This is a genomic window from Trichlorobacter ammonificans, from assembly GCF_933509905.1.
In the GTDB taxonomy this organism is placed as follows: Bacteria; Desulfobacterota; Desulfuromonadia; order Geobacterales; family Pseudopelobacteraceae; genus Trichlorobacter; species Trichlorobacter ammonificans.
The window spans coordinates 372423-393870 of record NZ_OW150024.1; the positions used below are offsets into that span (position 1 = coordinate 372423).

Sequence of the window (21448 nt, forward strand, 5' to 3'; positions counted from 1 at the left end):
CGAGTCACGCACTCTCTCACAGCTAGTTTTAGGGAACAGGCACAACTCCCTGTCATTTTTATTGTCTAGCCATCTGTCGAAAAGACCTCGACGACATTTCCATCCGGGTCAAGACTTCTAAAAAAAAGCATCCCGGATTTTCCCCACGGAGACAGCACCGTAACTACCTGTAAATCGCTTTCTTTAACCCACCGAAAGCGCTCAGCAATGTTCGTTGCCTGAATGTAGAGCATCGCTCGCAGTTGCATCCCTTGAGGGACATTGTTCGTGTAGCTCAAGGGAACCAAAACGAGCCCTTGGTCGAAAACAACTACATCCGTGCTCTGTTTCTTCACAGTTAAGCCGAGGCAGTCACGATAGAACCAAATGGCTTTTTCGAATGAGGCCACAGGTATCTTTGAACCGCATCCACGACTTTTAGAAGGCTGCTGGTGAGGTAAGCTGGTTTGCTTCGGGCTATCGGCTATTGCCTCAAAATCACCCTTTGAAATCTTGTTCAGGTAGATGATTTGGCCGTCGTCGGTGGTCAAACGTCGGAATTCGACTTTGAACTTCCCGCTGCGTCCGATGTAATCACGCCCCCGATTTACCTTGGCCTTTCTTCGATCAGGGAGACTGACCTCGCTCGAATCAGGAGCAATTACAACGTCATCAACCCAATTCTTGAGCAAAGATCTTTTAACAACCTCATGAGTAGGCTTGTCATCAATATGTCCGTTTGCTAATCGAAATGCATTTTTCTCGATGTAGGCAGCGTCTTGAATGCCTTGCTTCACAGGAGATAGCCAGTCGGAGCCATTAATGCAGCCGAGCAGACCACCCGTCATTGAGGCGATTGTATCGGTGTCTGAACCAATGGCGAATGCGGCTTTTACCACGCCATTAATTGGATCGGCAGCGTGGCGGGATGCCAGGTACACTGAGGCTATCGCGGCAACGGTTCCGGCTCCGCTTATCTTACTGTTGAAGCATTGGAGTTTTTTCAGTACATCGTCATCGAGACTCAAAGCCCCTTTCGAGAGTTCAGCTCGGCAAACTTCAAGATATTCCATGACCTCAGCTTTGGCCGACTCCCAAAGTTTCATATAGTCCTGAAGGCTTTTTTCCGCTTGGCTCCGCCATTCTGGCGGGATGCTTGGTGTGGCAGGAAGGGCAGACCAGAGATCGACGTTCTTGATCAATTCTTCCACCAATTCACCATAAGCCAGTTTCGAATCCTTTCGAAAAGCCACCCAAAGCGCGAAACCGTAAGCCAAAGCACCTAACAGCGCCCGGGGGTGTCCATGTGTCGCTATACCATCAAGGAAAATGTTGGTGGCTATTTTGGGGAATTCCTTTTCGCCCAGAAGCAAGACGTGAGGGAGAGAGCGCATCGCGACACCGTTTCCGCCCGCGTCGTAATATCGCTTCACATCCTGCGGCTTCCGCTTAGAGTTCCATGGCATGACACCGTCCAGCCATGACTCCACAGCTCTTTTAGTTGCTCCGCCACCACCACGTTCATAAACGGACCAAAAGGGTAACTCCACCTGTGTGAAGTGTTCCCACCACCTTTCACCTTTCTGCAAAGACCGACTGAGACACAGTATGAGTTGGGTGTCGTCGCTGTACTCGCCTTCCTCAATGATCTCTTCATGAGGAAAAAAGCGGCCGCCGGAGCGTCGAGTCCATCTCTTAAAATCATGCAGACGGCCTTGGGTTTGTTGTGAGGCGTTTGATTTGGCAATTCGCTCATTGGGCCAACCCAGTGCGTCACCAAAAGCAGCCCCAAGCATGGCTCCTGCGCCTTTGCTTGTTTTTAGCCTTATTGTGTTGTTATCGGTCATGAAGACCCCCGTTCTCGTATAGAGTTTCCGTTGCTCTGACTCCACGCTGAATCAAGCCTGTACCGAATGTATTCTGTAAGGTTGATCGTTGAAAAAAGTCCAGAACGATGTACATCGGTTTATCCATTGTGATTCCCTGAAGTTCCAATCGGCATATCTCCCGTTGAGCCTGTTCTGCTGTTTGAACAGCAATTCCAGTTATTGAATCAAGTGGAATCGGGTCTTTAAGGAGAACTTCCGCCTGAATATCGGTTGGTGCAGCGGGAATATGTCTGGCAAGACGGGAAAACGTAATCCCAGGGGATGTATCCGCGTAAAGTGATCGAAAACCGTTTATCCCTGTTTGGATATAAGAACCTCGAGACCGGGCAGCATTGCACGGGCAAAAGCAAGTCTCAGGGTGCCACAGGTAGCTGGGATCGATCATCAACACTACCCAGTCCTTGAACAAGTGATCTTGTTCCCGGACTTTCGCGAAGTAGTAGGTGTTCGGATATTCGATAGAACAGCAAATCAGATCATCCCGCCCGTCATATCGGTCTGGGTCGGTCGGATTATGCGGCATATCATACTCCTGAAGCGTCCGCTTCGAACAAAGCCCGAGAGGATCATCAAAAATATGAGCAAGGTTTCTCGACTGCGTAAAATGGCAGATCCGAGTGATCCCACGGTTGACACACTCCTGTTGAATCAAGTTCATGGCTTGACCCTCTGGTAGAGCGATTCGTCAACGGGTAGCAGCGGTGTAAGCTCTCCGGTGTATAGCAGGATCAAGCTTGTTTTTGCTCTCGTTACCGCTACATAAAGAAGCCTGCCATCATGCGTAAGACCATCCTCTTCTCCGTGAGAGGTCATGTAGTCGGGATCGGGTAGATTGTCCGCATCCAAGAAGGGAAGTATCACAACATCAAATTCAAGCCCCTTAGCCGCATGATAAGTGCCATGGTAAATGCCGGGGCCGTCATTCCATACCTGAAGGTCGCGGTGCAATCGTGTAGCGTTTGCTCCCAGGGCGGAGCTGAAGATCCTCTCCTGGGCTCTGTCTTTTACGAGGATGGCAACACTCTGGGTTTTCCCAGCGCTTCTTGCTGCCCGTAGTGCGATTTCAACTTGCTGATCCTTGTCAGTGCAGCCGACCAAGGCAGGCAAGGCACCGTCGGCCCTTGGTGATGTGGGTTCAACCAAATCAGGAATATCCTGAAAAAAGGGCATCCTAGAAATGGCCAAACCCAACTGGGCGATCTGCTTTGTATTTCGATAGTTTTCTTTGAAGAACCACTGTTGCGGGATTTTTAGTCCTGCAGAGCGCCAGCTCATCCGTTGCCCATAGATTTGCTGGGCAACATCCCCGAAAAACGAAAGTGAACCATCCTCGGGGATTGCTGCCGCCAGTGAGCGAATCATCTCTGGGGAGAAGTCTTGCCCTTCATCAACGATTATGTGCTTATAAAAACGGGCCGAGGAATCCTCCTCGAACTCTTTTCGCGCAGCAATAGCGATGTCATCCCAGTCATACAATTTTCCGGCGGCAGTTCTAATCTCGAGATACTTGTTGAGGATCTCGTACATGACTGGCCTAAGTTTGCGGGAAAGATTTGTGCCGATGCGCCCAACGCGCTCCACCTCCACATATTCTTCTTGGGAAGTGATCCCATGGCTGAAAATCCACTGGATTTCGTCCGAGAAGAATTCGAAGGGCCTCTTAAAGAATTTTGACGGTTCGTAGGCGGATTCGACTGCTTTGACTGCTTGGGAAATGAACGCGTTTCTATAGTCAGGATCGCAAATGCAATTCCTACTCATTTTGCCACGGTTGTTGAGATAACCTCGTGCGAATGTATGGTAGGTTTCAACTTGGACATTCTGAAGCTCAAAGGGCTTAAGATACTTAAGGTAGGTGACAAGCGTTTTGTTAAATGTCAGGAGCAGCGTCCTTCCAGCATGTGGCATCGACGGCTCGGACAGATAGGCAGCCCGATAGAGGGCGAGTGTCGTTTTACCGCTTCCAGCCGTTCCGAACACGGCAGTGTGCCCTGCAGAAGGCATGTACAGCACCTCGCGCTGCTTCTTGATAGGCTTTGGCAGATTTCCCCTCATTGCTGCGTCCTTAACTATCGGTTTTATGTGCCATTTTCAGGGGTGTGGCCACCCTCGGATCAGCTTCGTGCTGTTTAAGATTCAAATCGAAGTTGGTCTCTTTTCATGGTTTACTCCTCTACAACCTCATACCCAGCCTCAATAATCCCCCGAAACGTCTCGCCGGTTACGGCCCAATCCACCACATCCACCCGGAAGGGGAGGTCGGACTCGGCAAAGGCGTCCTTCAGAGCTACCAGTTGCCGGAAATCCAGCGGTGTGTCACCCATGACGGCAAGATCAAGGTCGGAAAACGGTTTGGCGGTAGCGGTAACGCGGGAGCCGAAGGCGCGAACCGTGCGTCCGGGGACGTGAAGCTGGAGAATCCGGCAGACTTCGGCCAGCTGCTCCGGGGTCAGGTCAAGCATGGCGGGTTTTCAAGCGGGTCAGAAGATCGGCGGCATCAACGGCAAAATCAGCCAGTATAGCGTAAACTTCACGCGCCTTCTCTTCGTCGTAGGTGTGAGAGGTAATGTTGCGTTTGTCGCGGTAGTCGAACCAACGCTCGGGCACGGCAATCAGGCCGCGTTCAGCGCCGATACGGATGATCTCCTTGAACGGCAGGTGATCCAGCTCCTCACGGGAGGGGAGTTCCTGTTCCAGTTGCCGTTTGAGCATCTTGAAGGCCAGCTCGTAGGTGTACTCAAAGCGCTGAATGCAGGCATCACGAATATCGTCGTCACCGGGAACGGTACGGCTGCGTTCAAGCACCTTGTTCAATGAAGTCAGGGCCTTCTCGTAGGAGCTGAAGTCCAGTGTCATGTGCCTCTCTCCCGTCTTGAATCCTTTGAAGCAGCCGAACCGGTTCTGCGGATCACCAGCAGCGACAGGTAATCCGGGCTGTGGGCCGCGATAGCGGCCCGGTCGGTGAGGATTACCTGCCCCGGCATGCCGACCCGTTCGGCAAAGAGCAGCGCCAGGTCATCCCTCCCTTCCACCAGTTTCATCACCGCGTCGAAGGCCGGCTTCACCTTCAGGAGCACCAAGGTGTCGCTCCGTTCCAGGGCCGCGCCAATCGCCGTCTCCCCGGCAGTGGCCGGCAGTACCAGTAACTGCTGGGCCCCCTCCGCCAGCGGAAACGTTCCCGCCGCCGCCGCGGCAAAGAGCGACGACACGCCGGGAATCACCTCAAGCGGTACCTCCGGATACTCCCGCCGCATCCCCTCCAGCAGATAGAGCGATGTCGCGTAGAACAGCGGGTCTCCCAGGGCGACGAAGGCCACCCGCTTGCCCGCCCGCACCCGCTCCGCCACCAGGCGGCAGGCTTCCCGCCAGTGGGGCGCCAGCGCCGCCCGGTCGGCACGCATCGGAAAGAGCAGCGGCAGCATCTGCTGGCGATGATGATCCAGCAGATCACGGATGATGCCCAGGGCCTGGCTCTGTTCGCCGGGCGCGGTGACCGGCGCGGCAATGACCTCGGCCTCGCGCAGGACCCGTTCCGCCTTGCGGGTCAGCAGTTCCGGATCGCCGGGCCCCACACCCACCAGTGAGAGCATGCTCATGGGCCTGCCTGCTTCCAGGCGGAGATGATGTAGATCGGGTTCTGGGCCTCGAACAGCTTGTACTCGGTCAGGGGGCGGGTGCGGGAGACGTTGATGCAGGCCACCTCCACCTGGCACCCGTGGTACTCCAGCAGCTCCACCGACTTGCCCAGGGTATCCAGGGTCACGGCATTGATCACGATGATCCCCCCGGGCTTCAGGCGGCGGATCACCTCGGCGATGATCTCCTCCAGGTTGCCGCCGGCGCCGCCGATGAAGACCCGGTCCGGGTCCGGCAGCTCCTCCAGCCCTTCCGGCGCGTCGGCCACCACCAGCTTCACGTTGTGAGCGCAGAATTTCTTGAGGTTGTCCCGCAAGTAGGCCACGCACTGCTGGTTCTTCTCAACGGCGTACAGCTTGCCGCCGGGGATCAGGTTGGAAGCCTCGATGGAGACCGAGCCGGACCCGGCACCGATGTCCCACAGCACCAGATCGTTCTGCAACTGCAGCTTGGCCAGGGTAACCGCCCGCACCTCCTGCTTGGTGATCAGCTTCTTGATAGTGGCGAACTGCTCGTCCTCGATGCCGATCAGGGGGTAGTGGGCCAACTGCGGTTCCCAGGTGCGGATCAGGATCAGCAGGTTCAGGTCGGAATGCTGCAGGGGCAAGAGCCCCCGCACATCGGTGCGGGTGAACTTTTCCGTGGGCAGCCCCAGATCCTCGCAGACCCAGGCTTCATAGCCGTCGGCCCCGCGATCCAGCAGCTCACGGGCAATGGCCGCCGGGCTGTTGACCCGGTCGGTCAGGACGCAGGCCTTCTCGGCGGCGGTGATCCGGTCAATGGTGCTGGCCATGCCGCGGCCGTGCACGGAAAGGAAAATGGCGTCGTCCCAGGGCTCCTTGATCCGGGCAAAGGCGTACTGCATGCTGGTGACGTTGGCGAAGATCTCGATCCGTTCCTTGGGGAGGTTGCGCAGCAGAAACCGGCCCACGCCGAAGAAGTTGGGATCGCCGGAAGCCAGCACCACCGCCCGCTTGCCGGTGGTCTGCAGCAGGGTCAGCAGGGCTGGCAGCTCCCCCAGCAGCACCTTCTCGCCGGTAAATTCCGGAAAGCGGTCCAGGTGCCGCTGCCGGCCGATCAGCAGCTCCGCCCTGGCGATCACCTCCCGCGCCGCAGCGCCGAACCCTTCCATCCCTTCGATGCCGGCACCCACCAGATAAATCTTCTGTTGTGACATGATAGTCCCCCGCTTCGTCCGCGCACTGGCTCAGGCGGGAAAGTATAGTGCAACTTCCGGCGGGCGGCAAATGGAATCAGGAGCTGATGGAGGACGGGAGGAAGGAAGGAGCGTTTACGGACGAAGCCGCAAATCCTGCAGTACCAACTGCTCCAGGGATGCGTCCAGCATCGGGCGGCGGCAGTCAACGGCGTCAAAGCCGCCGGTTTTCAGCTTGCTGAAAAAGCGGCAGCCGCCGAAGCAGAGCGGCAGGTAGGCGCACGCCAGGCATTCGTCGTTTTTCCACAGGTCCAGGTTGTGTGACTGCCGATAATCAGTCGTTCCGTCGGCCAGCGTGCCGATCCGCAGGGACTCATCTCCCATGAACACCGGGCATTTGTAGATGTCGCCGTTGTAGTTCACCACCCAGTCCTTCTCAAACTCGATCATGCAGGCGCCAGGCCCCAGCCGGTCCGTGGGAAAGCCGCGCCGGATGATCTCGCCCCGCAGGAACAGATGGGCTTCAGTGGCCCACGGTTCTGCCGTGCAGGCGCAGGTCATGCCGTGATCTCCCAGCCCGGTGCCGTCGGCCTTGGGCATGATTGCTGCAAACGAGACATCCCGCAGTTTTGCCGGGTTAACGCCTGCTATCAGCAGATGGTCCAGCAGTTCGGGAAACCGGCGGTAAGTGTCGCGGGAGTAATTGCCGCCGATTTTGAGCGGCACGATGTCGTGTACCGCCGCCAGGTTGGCCAGGATGGTGTCGAAGCTTCCCCGGCCCGAAACAAAGGGGCGCTGGCGGTTGTGGATGTCGGGCGGCCCGTCCAGGGTGGTGCGTACCGCCTGCAGTCCCAGCGGCAGCAGCGTTTCCACGGTGGGGCGGGTCAGCAGCACGCCGTTGGAGAAAAGGTTGAAAGTAAAGGTTACACCGTTTCGGACCGCTGCCTCCTGCAGCTGTCCGGCGATACGGCGCAGCAGCTCCAGCCGGACCAGGGCCTCGCCGCCGTAGAAATCCACCAGAACGTCGAGGCCGCTTGCCATCCGCTCCACGAGCCGGGCAACCAGCAGGTCGGCGGTGGCGTCGGTCATGACCAGCTTTCCGCGAAACGGGTCTTCAAAACAGTAAGGGCAGGCCAGGTTACACTCCAGGGTCAGGGTCGCCGTTACTTCAAAACGGCGGCTGGCCACGTCGAGGGTGGCAAAGGTGTTCCGCAGGGACTCCTGCTCCGCTTCGCGGGACGGCACCAGTACCCCCAGGCGGGTAAACGTTGCCAGTTCCCGGTCGCTCAGCTCACCCCCCGAAACCAGCCGCTGCCACAGGCCGGTAGACAGCTCCAGCGCGGCGCAGCGTCGGGTGGCCAGCAGGATGATCCGTTCCGGCTTTTCCGGGTGGGGCCAGGTTTTCAGGTAGGGGGTAAGGTGCATGCAATTAGATTCCATTGGTGAGCGGCTGGAGAAACGGAATGAGCGGGGAGGTTGCCCTCCCCGCTTTGAAACGGTGTTGCGACGGTTACAGCTTGGCGCTTTGGGCTCCTTTGCAGCATCCCTGCACGGTCTCTTCGCCTTCAGACAGCACAACCAGTTCTTCGCTCATGGCCTTCCCCCCTTTCATTGGTTGAAAATCACAGAGTTGGATACTGGACAATACATACGAGTTCTGTTAGCTTTGCAAGCGCAAAAAAGGCCCCTCTCCCCATGATACCATTTTCTCTGCGACATAGCCTGCGGGCGGCTTTAGCGGCGGTCTGCATGTCCGTCTGTCTCACGCCGGGCTGGCTTTGGGCCGCCGGCGGGCCGGAGGAGGAGACGCTCGAGCTGTTCAGCGCCTGGCAGGCGGGCTCAAGCGGTGTAACCCGCTCCCCCAAGCCGCTCTCCCAGACCGCCGAGAACGTCACGGTCATCACCGCCGCCGAGATCAAGGCCCTGAACGCCCACACCCTGGCCGACCTGCTCGATATGGTGCCGGGACTGCAACTGCAGCATAACGGCGGCCCCGGCATCATCGCCTACACCCAGATCCAGAGCGCCAGCTTTGAGCATGTGCTGCTGCTGCTGGACGGCATTCCCCTGACCAATCCCTCATCCAATTTTTCGGACGTGAGCGCCATCCCGGCCCGGATCATCGAGCGGGTGGAGATCGTCAAGGGGCCGGCCTCCACGGCCTGGGGTTCAGCCTTGGGGGGGGTGATCAACGCCATCACCAAAGCGCCGGAGCGGGACCGTCTGTTCAGCGGCACTGCTGCCGCTGCCATCGGCAGCCGCACCACCAGCGATAGTTCCCTGGAGCTCTCCGGCACCAGCAAACGGCTGGGCTACTACCTCTCGGCCGGCTTCCTGGGGAGCGACGGCTTGGTCCCTCTCACCGGTATCAACAGCACCAACTTCCATGGCCGCCTGACCTGGGACCTGCCGGAACAGGGACAGCTCTTTGCCCAGGTCAACAGCACCAACGCCCGCCAGGGAGACCTGTATGCCCCGGCCTACGACCTGATCCAGCGGGATGACAAACGGCTCATCAATGCCCTGGTCGGCCTGCGCTACCCGCTGACGGAGCGGCTGGAACTGGCAGTCAGCGGCTATCACACTTACACACGGCAGTGGGCTTCCTACTACAATATCAGTGACGGTGCTGTTTGGTGGGGACAGTCGCCCGACCTGCCCAAAGCCTTTGTCTCGGACAGCTCCCTCGGGGCCACCGCCAGCCTGACCTGGCGCGGTGACGGCCACTTGCTGGTGGCTGGCGGCGACTACCGGCATCTGGAGATCACCGGGAACTCTGTTGACAGTGCCAGCTACAGCCCCTACCAGCGCGAGAGCGACCGCTGGGGATTGTTCCTGAACGATACCATCTCCCTGGGTCGCTTTACGCTCACCCCGGGGCTGCGCTTCGACCGTCCCCGCACCGCGCCGGACCAGTTCAGCGCTTCACTGGGGGCCACCTGGCAGGTGAGCGACAGCACCCTGCTGCGGGCCTATGTGGCCCGGGGCTACGGCATGCCGGTACTCCTCCCCCAGTATGATCCCCGGCCGGCCAAGATACTGACCACCCAGGTGGGGGTGGAGAACAGCAGCATCCCCTACCTCTGGCTCAAGGCAACCCTCTTCCGCAACATGACCTGGGGGGATGATGTCGAACAGCAGTTGGCCCAGGGAGCCGAACTTGAACTACGGACCAAGCCGCTGTTCCACACCTCGCTGGGGGGAGGCTGGACCTACACCGATACTCACCGCACCAGTGACGGCACGCCGGTGCACGCCGACAAGCCGACCCAGACCCTGAAGCTGAGTCTGACCTACGATGACGGCACCTTCCGGGGCATGCTGACGGGCCGTCATATCTTCTGGAACAATGCTCCCGAGGATAACGGCAAGAACGGCCTGATCTGGGACCTGCACCTGGGGGCCACGCTCTACCAGCGGGAGCATACGGCCCTGGAGCTGTTCTTCTCCGGCCGGAACCTGTTTAACAGTCAGTACTACAACCGGGATGTCTTCCCCAGCGTGGGACGCTGGTTCGAGGGCGGCATGAGGGTGCGGTTCTGATGCGGCGCTCCCTCCTGCTCATACTTGCCCTGCTGCTGCTCTGCCCGACACTGGCCCGGGCCTATGATCTGCTGGTGCTGCAGAGCCAGCGCAATCCGGCCTATGACGAGGTGCTGAAAGGCTTGAACAGCGACCGGAGCATCTCCCAGCGGCTGGTGGTGCTGTCCGACTACGCCGACGTGGATGTGGTGCGGATCGTACGGGAGGACAGCCCCGTCGCCATTGTGGCCATTGGCGACGCGGCCCTGACCGCTGCCCGCAAAGTCCGGCATATTCCGGTCATCGCACTGATGTCCCTTAAAGTGCACAGTCTGAAATCTTCGCAGCCTAATCTGGCTGGTATCGGCATGTTTGTTGCTCCTGAAAGCTACTGCGATCTGTTCCGGCGCATGCAGGTGAAGCGGGTGGGCGTTGTGTACAGTCCCGCCCAGAGCGGCTGGTATCTGCAGAGTGCCCGGCAGGCGGCCAGGGATGCCGGCATCACGCTGGTGACCCGGGAAGTTGCCGCACCACGGGAAACCCTGGCCCAGCTTTCCTCCCTGGCCGGCAAGGTGGATGCCCTCTGGATGCTGCCGGACCTGACGGCGGTCACCAGGGAAACCGCTGAAGCCTATTTCCACTTCAGCCAGCAGCAGATGGTGCCGGTGGTCTCCTTTGCCGCCGGTTACCTGGGATTGGGAGCGGCGGCGGCATTGGAGATGGATCGTTTTGCCCTTGGCGTGCAGGCAAAGGAGATGGTTGAGGCGTTTCTTGCCGGTGCCGCCGAGAGAAGCCTGATCAGCTTCCCAAAGAACGTTGCGCTCAGGACCAATCCCACGGTATTGAAGCACCTCGGTTATCAAACCCCGTAGCAGCACCTAGTTGCGTCAGCCACATCTAGTCTTTGAGGGAGCCGCCATGCCCGCACATAGCCGCTGGTTGACCTTGAAGAACAGCTTCCAATACAAACTCTTCTTTCTCTTTTCCATGTTGTTCCTCCTGATTGTCGTGCTGTTCAGCACCCTCTTCATCCTGCGTGAAATCGATCAGTCAAAGCGGGTTGCCGTCGAGAACCTGAAGCTGCAGGCCAAGTATCTTGCCGAGTCGATCAGGCTGCCGCTGTTTGCCGAAAACATCGTCATGCTGCAGCGGATGGCGGAGGTTGCGGCCCAGGCGCCGGAGATCAGGTCGGTGGAGATTCTCGCCCCGGACGGCAGGCTGCTGGCCGCTGTCCGCACCTTTGTTCCCGCCGGTGCCACGGTGTTGACCCAGTCCCTGGAAGTATACAGCAACCCTTTGATCGGCTCCGTTGAATCATCCATGCACAGCGCTACCGACGACAAAAGCCCGCTGCTGCTGGGCTCCGTCAGGGTCGAGCGCGGCACGACCGATCTCGCCGCTGCCGTTCACGATCTGATCATAATGTCCGTCGGCATGGCCGCCCTCTTCTGGATAGCTATTTCTTTGCTGTGTTATCCGGTGCTCAAACGGGCGACCCGCACCTTTACCACCCTGATGCGGGGAATCGCCGCCCTGCAGCAGGGGAACTACGCCTTTACCATGACTGCGGAATCCGATGATGAGCCGGGGCGGGCGGTGCAGGCCGTCAAGTGCCTGGCTGAGGAGTTACAGCGGCGCAGCGATGAAAATATCCGCATTAACGCCGAGCTGCTCAATGCCAAGGCGGTGGCCGAGGCGGCAAACATTGCCAAGAGCGAATTTCTGGCCAATATGAGTCATGAAATCCGTACCCCCATGAGCGGCGTGATCGGTAATGCCCAACTGCTCCGGTTTACCAGCCTGAGCGGTGAACAGGAGCGTCTGCTCGAACATATCGAGACCGATGCCAACAACCTGATTTCCCTGCTCAACGATATTCTCGACATCTCCAAGATCGAGGCCGGGAAGCTGGAGCTTGAGGAAACCCATTTCAGTCTGCGCGGCTGCGTCACGGCCCTGCTGAAGCCCCAGGAACCCAGGATTCAGCGGAAAGGGCTCCTGCTCACCACCAGCATCGATGACACGGTTCCGGACAGCCTCTGTGGTGACCAGCTGCGCCTCAAGCAGATTCTGTACAATCTGCTGGGCAATGCCATCAAGTTCACGGAACAGGGGGAGATCGGAGTACGGATCGAACTGGTCGAACGCAGCGGAGAGGCCGTCCAGGTGCGCTTCAGTATCAGTGATACCGGCATCGGCATCAAGCAGGATGCCCTGGAAAAGATATTTGCGCCGTTCAGTCAGGCGGACAATTCGGTAACCCGCAGGTTCGGCGGTACCGGGCTGGGGCTGTCGATCTGCAGCCGGCTGGTGGAGATGATGCACGGCACACTCACTGTGGAGAGCCGGGAGGGGGTCGGCAGCACCTTCCGGGTAACCCTGCCGTTTCTGGCTGCGCCGCAGCCGGAAACGGCGCAGGAGCCGGAGCACAGCGCCGGCGCCGTACCGACCTGGGACGGTTCGCCGCTGCGTATTCTGCTGGCTGAAGACAGCATAACCAACCAGACGATGCTGACCAGCCTGCTCAAGCATTTCGGCCATGCGGTCACGGCCTGCGGCGATGGCGCCGCGGCGCTGGCGCACCTGGGTTCCGCAACTTTTGACATTGTGCTGATGGATATCCAGATGCCGGTCATGGATGGTGAAGAGGCAACACGGGTCATCAGGGAGCAGGAAGCGCAGAGCACTCGGCACATACCGATTATCGCCCTGACCGCCCATGCGCTGCTTGAGCAGAAGCATCACCTGCTGGCGTCGGGGTTTGACGGGTATGTTTCCAAGCCGATCGAGTGGACCGCCTTGAATGCCGAAATGAAGCGGGTACTGGGGACCGTCAACGCCTGAATCATATCACTCCGGGCCGCCCCTGGCGCGGCTCGGGCCAGCTTCGCCTCCCCAGTCCGACTTCGGTACTTCCCGCCCCTTCGAAGCCCCCTTTTCTCCCCCGCGACATGCAACCTGCTTACCGACAACGCCGCAGCGACCCGTCGCCGACCGGCGACATGGGGTGTCCGTGCATCTGTCCGCTGCGAGGGGGAAATATTGTAAAGTTTCTTTCAATCTGGTGGGCTGTTTGGCACAAAGACTTGATATTATTCAATAAAAAAACTGTGTAAAGTTTCTTTCAATTCCGGGGTGCGGTCTTGAAAAACGCATTGAATTCAAATTGTTAGGCGCTGTGTAAAAAACCTTTCAATCCTGTCGGTCACGTTGTTCCAGATCTTGTCGCAGCAGCCGCTCCAGGGCGGCATCCAGGTAGTCGCGGCGGCAATCCACGCCGTCGATGGCCCCGGTGCGCAACCGGCGCAGGAAGCGGCAGCCGCCGAAGCAAAGAGGCAGGTAGGGGCAGTCCAGGCACTCGTCATTCTGCCAGAGCCCGAGTCGGTGGGAGTCGCGGTAGTCCTTTACCCCTTCCGCCAGGCTGCCGATACAGAGGTCATTCCACCCCATGAAGGCGGGGCAGCGGTAGAGGGAGCCGTCGTAGTTGACTACCAGGTCGCTCTCAAACTCCACCACGCAGGCGTTGAAGCGGATACGCGGCGTATGGTAGCCCCGTTTGAGGATTTCCCCGCGCAGGAACAGTCCGGCCTCGATCAGCCAGGGCTCGGCCATGCAGGCGCAGCCCAGGGAAAAATCGCTCAGCCCTGCTTCTCCTGCCGTGGGGGTCACCGGGTTGAAGGTGACCGCCCGGAGCTTGTCCGGGGTAAGCCCCCGTGCCGGCAGCAGGTCCAGCAGCTCGGGAAAGCGGCGGTAGTTTTCCCGCGTGTAGTTGCCGTTAAGCTGAATGGCGGTCAGGTCGCAGACATCCGCAAGGTTGTCCAGGATACGTTCGAAACTTCCCTGGCCGGAGACAAAGGGGCGCTGCCGGTTATGGATGTCCGGAGGACCATCCAGGGTGACCCGGGCGCCGGCCAGCCCCAGGGGGAGCAGTTCTTCCACCACCTGCCGGGTCAGCAGGGTGCCGTTGGTCACCAGCATGAAGGAGTAGGAGAGTCCCTGCTCTGCAGCGGCCCGTTGCAGGGCGGCGGCAATGCGGCAAAGCAGCGGCAACGACAGCAGCGGCTCACCGCCGTAGAACTCCGTGCGCAGGTTGCGTCCCCGTGCCAAGGGGCCGCCAGTGGCCGCGTCGATCAGCAGGCTGGCAGTGTCGTCGCTCATGTAGCGCCTGCCCCGGAAATGGTCCTCGTAGCAGTAGGGGCAGGCAAGGTTGCAGTCCAGGTTGAGGGTCACCACGTAGGTGAAACGGTCGCTTCTCTGTTCCGCTTCAGCGAAAAAGCCGCGGAGCCGTTCCCGTTCCGCCAGGGCGTCGGGTACCAGGATACCCAGCCGGGCCAGGAGCTCTTGCTCTTCCGGCTCCAGGCTGCCCTCCTGCAGGGCTGCCAGCAGCTCGGCGGGGATGTGTAGCAGCGCGCCGCGCAGGGTGGAGTAGAGCAGGTGGGGACCGTTTTCGACGGCAGGAGGAAAAATTTTCAGGTAGCGGGACAGTTCCATTGAGACAAGCTTCTTTCGGGAGAATTTAGGTGCGGGGGGCCGGAGCCCCCCAGGGGACTGCGGCTAGCGTAGCGACATTACTGCGGCATAGCAGCAAACAGCGTCCACGCCGCCCAGGAACGGGCAGGTCCCTTCGGCCAGGACCGACAGGCGTTGCTTCTTCATCGGTGTCACCCCCTTTCTCGTTACGAATGATGGTTCGCATACCCTCTGGACAAATCGGCACGGAGCATGCTAACGGAATGCAAATCCCTTGACCAGTGAAAGCAACATGCATACCCGAATAATTTGCCTCAACATATTTTTGACCCTTCTAATCCGTATCTGCACGAGTAACGCGCCGGTATGGGCCCAGGACAGCACCCTGGGGCTGCTGGAGGGGTACGCTGAGGAGACGGTCACCGCCAGCCGCCTGCCCAAGCCGATCTCCCAGTCCGCCGAGAACGTCACGGTGGTCACGGCAGCCGAGATCGAGGCGATGCATGCCCGCACCCTGGCCGATATTCTGAACAACGTGACCGGGGTGCAGCTGCTCAACCAGACCGGCCCTGCCAGTTTGGCCTTCACCCTGGTGCAGGGGGCCAACTTCAACCATCTGCAGGTGATGCTGGACGGGGTGCCCCTCAACTCCCTGGCCGATAACTATACCGATATCGGCTTGGTCCCGGCCCGGATCATCGAGCGGGTGGAGATCGTGAAGGGGGCCGCTTCTTCCGCTTGGGGCCAGGCCCTGGGCGGGGTGATCAACATCATCACCAAATCCCTCCGCACGGAACGGGCTCTGGGGGGAAGTCTTTCCCTGCTGCAGGGGGAGCGGGGCACCCGGGAAACCGGGGCCGAACTCACCGGCGGTCTGAACTCCTTCGGTTACTACCTGAGCGGCAGCTTCCAGCAGGGGGACGGGTTCCAGCCCAATACCCGCACCGAGACCCACAGCCTGTTTGCCCGGCTGAGCTATGATCTGCCCAGGGACGGCCAAGTTTCCTTTACCTTGCTCAACGGCCGTGCCGACCGGGGTAATCTTGCCTATGCCCCCCTGAACTACCGGGAAAACAGTGACCATCGCAACCTGCTGCTGGTGCTGGCGCTGAACAAGCCGCTTACCAGTGAAGTGGAAGTAGAGCTGACCGCACGTCAGCATATTAACTTATATGGCAACGATACCGGCACCATGGAACCGCCCCAGCCGCTGCAGGCGCTGCATTTCGACGAGCGCACCAGTGGGGTCGGCGCCCGGCTGCTCTGGCGCACCGCCACCAACCTGCTGGCTGTGGGGGCGGAATACGAGCATGTACGGATGTCGGGCAACGATACCCTGGCCCAGACCGACCTCTATCGCCGCCGGGCCGACCGCTGGGGGCTCTACCTGAACGACACCCTCACGGTGGGGAAACTCTCCTTCTCCCCCGGCATCCGTCTCGACCTGACCGGCAGTTCCGGAGAGCAGGTCAGTCCCTCCTTCGGCGTTACCTGGCAGGTGACCGAGGACACCCTGCTGCGGGCCTACACCGCCACCGGCTACAGCCTGCCCACCTTCACCGTGGACCGCCCCGCCGAGAAGGTCTGGACCAGCCAGGTGGGGGTGGAGAGCAGCGCCATCCCCTGGCTCTGGCTGAAGGCCACCCTCTTCCGTAACGAAACCCGCGACATTTCCGTCTACGACTGGGACAGCAGCGGATGGAGCATGGATCGGCAGGTGCGGCAGGGGGTGGAAGGAGAGTTCCGTACCGTCCCCTATCTGTTTACCTCCCTGCGGGGGGGGTACAGCTTCGTGGATGCGGTCAATCCGGCCACCGGCGCCATCGCCAGGGACCTGCCCCGCCATACCCTGCATCTGGGGCTGCAGTACGATGACCGCCGCTATCTGCAGGGAATGCTGAACGGTCGCCATATCTGGTGGAATGCCGCGGACTACCATAATGGCCGCTACCAGGGGCTCATCTGGGATCTGCACCTGACCGCCACTCCCTTTGGCCGCGGTAACGGCCGTCCCGAACTGCTCCTTTCTCTGCGCAACCTGTTCAACGGCTCCCAGTACCTTGACGAAGCCTATCGCAACCCCGGCCGCAGCATCGAAGGCGGGGTGAGGTTCAGGTTTTGAGGCGCCTGTTCTTCCGGATAGTCCTGGTGGGCTGCCTGCTGCTGACGCCGTTTGCGGCTGAGGCGTACGAGGTGCTGATACTGCAGAGCAGCCCCTCGCCGGTCTACGACCAGGTACTGCGGGGAGTCCGCTCGGCGCGGCGTTTCTCCGAACGGCTGCTGGTGCTCTCCGAGTATAGCGAGGTCGATCTGCAGCGGATTGTCCGGGAGGAGCGCCCCCTGGTCATTCTGGCCCTGGGGGATGAAGCCCTTGCCCTGGCCCGCACGGTGCGCCGGCTGCCGGTGGTGGGGCTGCTGGCCTCCAGCCTGCGGGCCGTTGCCGGCAGCCATCCCGCCCTGACCGGCGTCGAGGTCCAGGCATCGCCGGAGCGCTATTTGACCATGTTTCAGCATTTGAGGGTCAAGCGGGTCGGCATGGTCGGCAGCCCGACGTTCAGCAGCCACTATATCGGACGGGCCCGGCAAGCGGCCCAGCGCCACGGGATCGAGCTGGTGATACGGGAAGTGGAATCCGCCCGTGAGGTCTCCGGGCAACTGGCCTCCCTGCGCGGCAGCGTGGATGCGCTCTGGTTGTTGCCGGACAGTACGGCGGTGGCCCGGGAAAACGTGGAAGCCTATTTCCTCTTTTCCATGCAGCACCAGGTGCCGGTGGTGGTCTTTTCCGCCGCCTACCTTCCGGCCGGTGCAGCGGTGGCGCTGGAGGTCGACCGCCACGACACCGGTCGCCAGGGAGGAGAACTGATCGCCGCCCTGCTGCGGGGCGAAGGGGTGGCGGAGCTTCCTCCGGCAATGCCGCGCAAAGCAGTGATCAAGTATAACCAGACCGTGCTGCGCCGCCTGGGGATACCGCCGGAGCAGGTGTTGCGGGGTGTGGAGCAGCCATGAAGGCCCGCCTTGCGCGCCTGAAACAGTTCACGTCCGGCTTTCAGGCACGAATATTCATCGCCTTTACCGTGTTGACCCTGCTGATCGCCCTCTGGGTGATGGCGGTGGCCGTCAATAACGAGGTGCGCAACTACCGGGAGCGCGCCAATGAAAGGGTGCGGCTGTTGGCCGTCATGCTGGCGGACACGGTTCGCCTTCCCCTGTTTGCCGGTGACGTTCCCACCCTTGAGCGGGCCGCCGACAACCTGCTGGCCTTGCCGCAGGTGGCCCGGATCACCATCCGGGATGTGGAGGGGCGGGTGCTGGTCAACCGCATCGTACGGCCGGCGCTGGAGGCCGATGCGGCGACCACTGCCTCGGCGCCGGTCATTGCGGCCAGCGGCAGCCCTGCTGCGGACAGTGCCCTTTCCGGGATTCCCGCCGTGGCCCCTGCCTCTGTCGGCACCGTTACGGTGGTGATCGACACCAGCGACCTGCGGCGGGCCATCCGGATGACACTGGCGAAGAGCTGTGCCGTGGTGCTGCTGTTCTGGCTGGCGGTACTGGCGGTCACCTATCCGGTGCTGAAGCGGATCACCCGCTCCTTCCACACCCTGATCTCCGGGCTGGATACCATGAAGGAAGGTGATTTTACCCTGAAGATCGCCGTGGACAGCGACGACGAAGCCGGTCGGGCCGCCCAGGCAGTGAACCGCCTGGCTGCTGCGCTACGGGAACGGGAGGCGGAGAACCGGACGCTGCAGGCCGAGCTGGTCAGTGCCATGCGGCTGGAAGTGCAGGAAGAAAAGCGAATGATGATGGCCAAGTTGATCCAGACTAACCGGATGACCTCCCTGGGGCTGCTCATCTCCAGCATGGCTCACAATATCAACACCCCCAACGGTGCCATCAAGCTGGCGGCCCAGCACATTCAGCGCTCGTGGCACGATATGCGGCCGCTCTTGGAGTCCCTGACCAGGGAAGAGGGCGATTTTCAGGTGGGGGGACTTCCGTTCAGCGAAGAAGAAAAGGAGTTTTCCAGCGCCGTGGAGTCCATCTGCCGTAACGCCGAGCGGGTGGAACGGGTGGTGCAGGACCTGCGCACCTACAATGTCGGCGAGCGGAGCCGGTTCAGTCGCGAGATGGCGGTGAACCGGGCGGTGGAAGGGGCGCTGACCATCATCCGCGCCCATGGCCGACAGGCCGAGATCGCGATCAACCTGCGTCTTGCCGCCGACCTGCCGCTGGTGACCGGCAACCAGCACCAGATCGAACAGGTGGTGGTGAACCTGCTGCTGAACGCCATGCAGGCCATGACGGAGGAAACCGGCACCGTCACGGTCACCACCAGCTACGATGACCAGGCCGGCGAAGTGCTGATCGTTGTTGCCGACGAAGGGGGGGGCATTCCCGAGGGCGTCATGTCGCATCTCTTCGAACCGTTCTTCTCCACCAAACTGCACAAGGGTGGGAGCGGTCTGGGACTCTATATCTCAAACTTCATCGTCACCGAGCACAAGGGACGGCTTATCCTGGAAAGCACTCCCGGCATCGGTACCGTTGCCACCATCCGCCTGCCGGCCACCGCCGATTCTGCCCCGCTGGGCCGTTCGAACGCCTAATCCTCTTCGCCGTACCGTTTACCTTCTATCCGGGCCAGCCGCTTCTGCAGCGTGGGCCTGCTTATCCCCAGCAATTCCGCGGCAATACCACGGTGTCCGTTCGACTCGGCCATCGCCTCCTCCACCAGAAACTGTTCCACCTCATCCAGCGTCGGAAACTCGGGGAACACGCCATGCAGAATGAACTGCTGGCTGCCCACCCGGCGCAGCAAGGTACCGGGCCGCTTTGTTCCCGGCTTCAGGTCGTGGAAGTCTTCCAGCATCAGGATATCGTTCCGGGAGTAGGTCAGGGCGATGCTGACCCGGTTGATCAATTCCCGGACGTTACCCGGAAAATCGTAGTTGAGCAGGGCCTGGCGGGCTTCACCGGAAAGCCGGGGAACAGGTCGGTTCATGTGTGTGCAGATCTGTTCCAGGTAGTGGCGGACCAGGGGCAGGATATCCTCCCGCCGTTCCCGGAGGGGGGGGATATGCAGGTGCAGGGAGCTGACCCGGTAGTACAGGTCCTGGCGGAAGGAACCGGCGGCAAGCAAACGGTCGAACTGGGCATTGGAAGCGGTGAGGATACGGGCGTCGCTTTTGTGCAGCACGTCGGAACCGAGACGATAATACTCGTTTTGCTGGAGCAGCCGCAGGAGCCGTACCTGGGAGGCGGGGCTCAGATCGCCGATTTCGTCCAGGAAGAGGGTGCCCCCTTTGGCCTGCTCGATCAGCCCCATCCGGTTCTCAGTGGCGCCGGTATACGCACCCTTCTTGTGGCCGAACAGGGTGTCGGACAGCATGGTGTCGTCCAGTGACGCCACGTTGACCGTTACCAGCGCTCCCTTGAGTCCGCTGGCCCGGTGGATCGCCTTGGCGATCAGCTCCTTGCCCACGCCGGTCTCGCCCGTGATCAGCACCGGCTGCCGGGAGGTGCGTGATGCCTCGATGATTTTGAAAATCGCCAGCATCCGTTCGTTGCAGGTGATGATATCGCTGAAGAACTCCGGGTTGGCCAGGGGCTGGCCCTGCAGGTAACCGGTCAGCTTGCGGTTCTGGCTGGTCAGTTCTCGCGCCACAAAGGCTTTCTGTACCACCGACACCAGTTTGGCGGCGTCCAGCGGCTTGGTGATGTAATCGTAGGCCCCTTGCTTGATGCAGGTGACCACGTTGCCCAGGTCGCTGACGCCGGTCAGGATGATCACCGGCAGATAGGGAAAGAGACGGATGATATCGGACAACAGTTCGGCACCGGTTACTCCCGGCATGACCCAATCGAGACAAATGACGGAATGTTTTCCCCGCGCCAGGATATGCACTGCCTGGGAACCGTCCTGCAGGGTATCGGACGATATGGCGTGGGATTTGAGGGCGCGCTGCGCTTCGGCGAGGAAATCGGCGTCGTCGTCGATCAACAGGACGCACTGGCTGTCGGGCTGCTGGTCCGGTTCGGTCATGGTCATCATGCTCCCTTACTGGAAATGGCGATGCGAAAAGATAGCAGAAGCCGTGCCAAATTTGAATCTCTGCCGGTTTTGCCGGGCATTGCAAGAAACTTTAAATTGAAAGAAACTTTACACAATTTTTAAGCAGCTGAAACTGCTGTGTTTTTTAGGGGTATGTCTGGTGGATTGAAAGAAGTTTTTCAAAAGCTTCTGGAGCATCTTGGTGGGTGGCTTTTCTAACGTGTTGATATCAAAACAAAAAGTCTCCTCTCGTCACTCGGCACGCAATGTGTAAGGTGAAGGTGTTCCGGGACGCACCACTGCAATACGTGTCAATTCACTCGTCCCGAGCAGAGGAGAAGCAACCATGGCATCCATTCTGGTCATTGATGACGATACCACAGTCACCGAAAAGCTGGGCACGTTGCTTTCAGAGGCCGGCAACGAGGTCACCACGGCGGACAACGGCAAAGCCGCCCTGAAACTGTTGGCCCGCGAACACTTTGACGTGGTCATCACCGACATCGTCATGCCCGAGGCGGACGGTTTCGAGGTGATCCGGCACCTGATCGGCCGGACCAGGCGTCCCCGGATCATCGCCATGACCGGCGACACCGACCGGCTTGACCATATCATGCTCAGCCGGGTGGCCCGTTGCATGTCGGTCAACCAGGTGCTGCACAAGCCGTTTTCCGACCAGGACCTGATGGCCTCCATCGCGGGATAGGGAGGGTGATATGGCACACAGGTACCAAGTCCGGACCG

The 21448-nt window shown here is 60.1% G+C and carries 17 protein-coding genes; 7 read left to right on the forward strand and 10 right to left on the reverse strand.

Annotation, left to right across the window (positions count from 1 at the left end; all coding sequences use genetic code 11):
• Positions 1-65: 65 nt before the first annotated feature.
• The 8 genes from RAK07_RS01585 to gptM (RAK07_RS01620) all read right to left on the reverse strand — a co-directional run bounded on the left by RAK07_RS01585 (position 66) and on the right by gptM (RAK07_RS01620) (position 8085).
• Positions 66-1826, reverse strand: coding sequence for an ADP-ribosylglycohydrolase family protein (locus tag RAK07_RS01585; protein ID WP_305731108.1), 1761 nt, complete (start codon positions 1824-1826; stop codon positions 66-68).
• Positions 1816-2526: a DarT ssDNA thymidine ADP-ribosyltransferase family protein gene (locus RAK07_RS01590; RefSeq protein WP_305731109.1), complete on the reverse strand. Its 711-nt coding sequence runs from the start codon at positions 2524-2526 to the stop codon at positions 1816-1818. The genes RAK07_RS01585 and RAK07_RS01590 overlap by 11 nt, the downstream gene beginning before the upstream one ends.
• The gene (locus tag RAK07_RS01595; protein WP_305731110.1) at positions 2523-3923 is read right to left on the reverse strand and encodes a UvrD-helicase domain-containing protein; all 1401 of its coding nucleotides are present in this window, start codon (positions 3921-3923) and stop codon (positions 2523-2525) included. The genes RAK07_RS01590 and RAK07_RS01595 overlap by 4 nt, the downstream gene beginning before the upstream one ends.
• A 110-nt stretch (positions 3924-4033) precedes the next feature.
• Entirely contained in the window at positions 4034-4330 is a 297-nt protein-coding gene (locus RAK07_RS01600; RefSeq protein WP_305731111.1) for a nucleotidyltransferase family protein, read from the reverse strand.
• The gene (locus RAK07_RS01605; protein WP_305731112.1) at positions 4323-4724 is read right to left on the reverse strand and encodes a nucleotidyltransferase substrate binding protein; all 402 of its coding nucleotides are present in this window, start codon (positions 4722-4724) and stop codon (positions 4323-4325) included. Before RAK07_RS01605 ends, RAK07_RS01600 begins: the two co-directional genes overlap by 8 nt.
• On the reverse strand, positions 4721-5464 hold the full coding sequence (gene cobI / locus RAK07_RS01610; protein ID WP_305731113.1) for a precorrin-2 C(20)-methyltransferase: 744 nt from the start codon (positions 5462-5464) through the stop codon (positions 4721-4723). Before cobI ends, RAK07_RS01605 begins: the two co-directional genes overlap by 4 nt.
• Positions 5461-6681, reverse strand: a complete 1221-nt coding sequence (gene cbiE / locus RAK07_RS01615) for a precorrin-6y C5,15-methyltransferase (decarboxylating) subunit CbiE (RefSeq protein WP_305731114.1) — start codon at positions 6679-6681, stop codon at positions 5461-5463. The genes cobI and cbiE overlap by 4 nt, the downstream gene beginning before the upstream one ends.
• A 114-nt stretch (positions 6682-6795) precedes the next feature.
• Entirely contained in the window at positions 6796-8085 is a 1290-nt protein-coding gene (gene gptM, locus RAK07_RS01620; protein WP_305731115.1) for a geopeptide radical SAM maturase, read from the reverse strand.
• A gap of 324 nt (positions 8086-8409) precedes the next feature.
• Between gptM (RAK07_RS01620) and RAK07_RS01625 the strand changes: the two genes are divergently transcribed.
• From RAK07_RS01625 to RAK07_RS01635, 3 genes are read left to right on the forward strand one after another with little or no spacing between them, the layout of a single operon-like run.
• Entirely contained in the window at positions 8410-10203 is a 1794-nt protein-coding gene (locus RAK07_RS01625) for a TonB-dependent receptor plug domain-containing protein (RefSeq protein WP_305731116.1), read from the forward strand.
• Positions 10203-11054 carry an ABC transporter substrate-binding protein gene (locus tag RAK07_RS01630; RefSeq protein WP_305731117.1) on the forward strand — a complete coding sequence of 284 codons (852 nt, stop codon included), beginning with the start codon at positions 10203-10205 and terminating at the stop codon, positions 11052-11054. The genes RAK07_RS01625 and RAK07_RS01630 overlap by 1 nt, the downstream gene beginning before the upstream one ends.
• Positions 11055-11100: 46 nt before the next feature.
• Positions 11101-13026 (forward strand): ATP-binding protein, encoded by a 1926-nt coding sequence (locus tag RAK07_RS01635; protein WP_305731118.1) that lies wholly within the window; start codon positions 11101-11103, stop codon positions 13024-13026.
• 348 nt (positions 13027-13374) lie between these two features.
• On the opposite strand, the gene gptM (RAK07_RS01640) is transcribed toward RAK07_RS01635, so the two are convergent.
• The gene (gptM, locus tag RAK07_RS01640; protein ID WP_305731119.1) at positions 13375-14673 is read right to left on the reverse strand and encodes a geopeptide radical SAM maturase; all 1299 of its coding nucleotides are present in this window, start codon (positions 14671-14673) and stop codon (positions 13375-13377) included.
• A gap of 304 nt (positions 14674-14977) precedes the next feature.
• Here gptM (RAK07_RS01640) and RAK07_RS01645 point away from each other — a divergent pair, with 304 nt between their 5' ends.
• From RAK07_RS01645 to RAK07_RS01655, 3 genes are read left to right on the forward strand one after another with little or no spacing between them, the layout of a single operon-like run.
• Positions 14978-16774, forward strand: a complete 1797-nt coding sequence (locus RAK07_RS01645) for a TonB-dependent receptor plug domain-containing protein (protein WP_305731120.1) — start codon at positions 14978-14980, stop codon at positions 16772-16774.
• Positions 16771-17658 (forward strand): ABC transporter substrate-binding protein, encoded by an 888-nt coding sequence (locus RAK07_RS01650; RefSeq protein WP_305731121.1) that lies wholly within the window; start codon positions 16771-16773, stop codon positions 17656-17658. The genes RAK07_RS01645 and RAK07_RS01650 overlap by 4 nt, the downstream gene beginning before the upstream one ends.
• Positions 17655-19259 (forward strand): sensor histidine kinase, encoded by a 1605-nt coding sequence (locus RAK07_RS01655; protein ID WP_305731122.1) that lies wholly within the window; start codon positions 17655-17657, stop codon positions 19257-19259. The genes RAK07_RS01650 and RAK07_RS01655 overlap by 4 nt, the downstream gene beginning before the upstream one ends.
• Here RAK07_RS01655 and RAK07_RS01660 read toward each other — a convergent pair.
• Entirely contained in the window at positions 19256-20695 is a 1440-nt protein-coding gene (locus RAK07_RS01660) for a sigma-54-dependent transcriptional regulator (protein WP_305731123.1), read from the reverse strand. The two genes, RAK07_RS01655 and RAK07_RS01660, sit on opposite strands and share 4 nt — an antisense overlap.
• Before the next feature lie 355 nt (positions 20696-21050).
• On the opposite strand from RAK07_RS01660, the gene RAK07_RS01665 reads away from it, so the two are divergent.
• Positions 21051-21410, forward strand: a complete 360-nt coding sequence (locus tag RAK07_RS01665) for a response regulator (protein WP_305731124.1) — start codon at positions 21051-21053, stop codon at positions 21408-21410.
• Positions 21411-21448 lie beyond the last annotated feature (38 nt).

Bases quoted from the DNA above. Each gene is read 5' to 3' on its own strand.
- RAK07_RS01660 (WP_305731123.1), bottom strand. From the start codon at position 20,695: ATGACCGAACCGGACCAGCAGCCCGACAGCCAGTGCGTCCTGTTGATC.
- gptM (WP_305731115.1), bottom strand. From the start codon at position 8,085: ATGCACCTTACCCCCTACCTGAAAACCTGGCCCCACCCGGAAAAGCCG.
- RAK07_RS01655 (WP_305731122.1), top strand. From the start codon at position 17,655: ATGAAGGCCCGCCTTGCGCGCCTGAAACAGTTCACGTCCGGCTTTCAG.
- gptM (WP_305731119.1), bottom strand. From the start codon at position 14,673: ATGGAACTGTCCCGCTACCTGAAAATTTTTCCTCCTGCCGTCGAAAAC.
- cbiE (WP_305731114.1), bottom strand. From the start codon at position 6,681: ATGTCACAACAGAAGATTTATCTGGTGGGTGCCGGCATCGAAGGGATG.
- RAK07_RS01595 (WP_305731110.1), bottom strand. From the start codon at position 3,923: ATGAGGGGAAATCTGCCAAAGCCTATCAAGAAGCAGCGCGAGGTGCTG.
- cobI (WP_305731113.1), bottom strand. From the start codon at position 5,464: ATGAGCATGCTCTCACTGGTGGGTGTGGGGCCCGGCGATCCGGAACTG.
- RAK07_RS01630 (WP_305731117.1), top strand. From the start codon at position 10,203: ATGCGGCGCTCCCTCCTGCTCATACTTGCCCTGCTGCTGCTCTGCCCG.
- RAK07_RS01585 (WP_305731108.1), bottom strand. From the start codon at position 1,826: ATGACCGATAACAACACAATAAGGCTAAAAACAAGCAAAGGCGCAGGA.
- RAK07_RS01590 (WP_305731109.1), bottom strand. From the start codon at position 2,526: ATGAACTTGATTCAACAGGAGTGTGTCAACCGTGGGATCACTCGGATC.
- RAK07_RS01600 (WP_305731111.1), bottom strand. From the start codon at position 4,330: ATGCTTGACCTGACCCCGGAGCAGCTGGCCGAAGTCTGCCGGATTCTC.
- RAK07_RS01635 (WP_305731118.1), top strand. From the start codon at position 11,101: ATGCCCGCACATAGCCGCTGGTTGACCTTGAAGAACAGCTTCCAATAC.
- RAK07_RS01605 (WP_305731112.1), bottom strand. From the start codon at position 4,724: ATGACACTGGACTTCAGCTCCTACGAGAAGGCCCTGACTTCATTGAAC.
- RAK07_RS01665 (WP_305731124.1), top strand. From the start codon at position 21,051: ATGGCATCCATTCTGGTCATTGATGACGATACCACAGTCACCGAAAAG.
- RAK07_RS01625 (WP_305731116.1), top strand. From the start codon at position 8,410: ATGTCCGTCTGTCTCACGCCGGGCTGGCTTTGGGCCGCCGGCGGGCCG.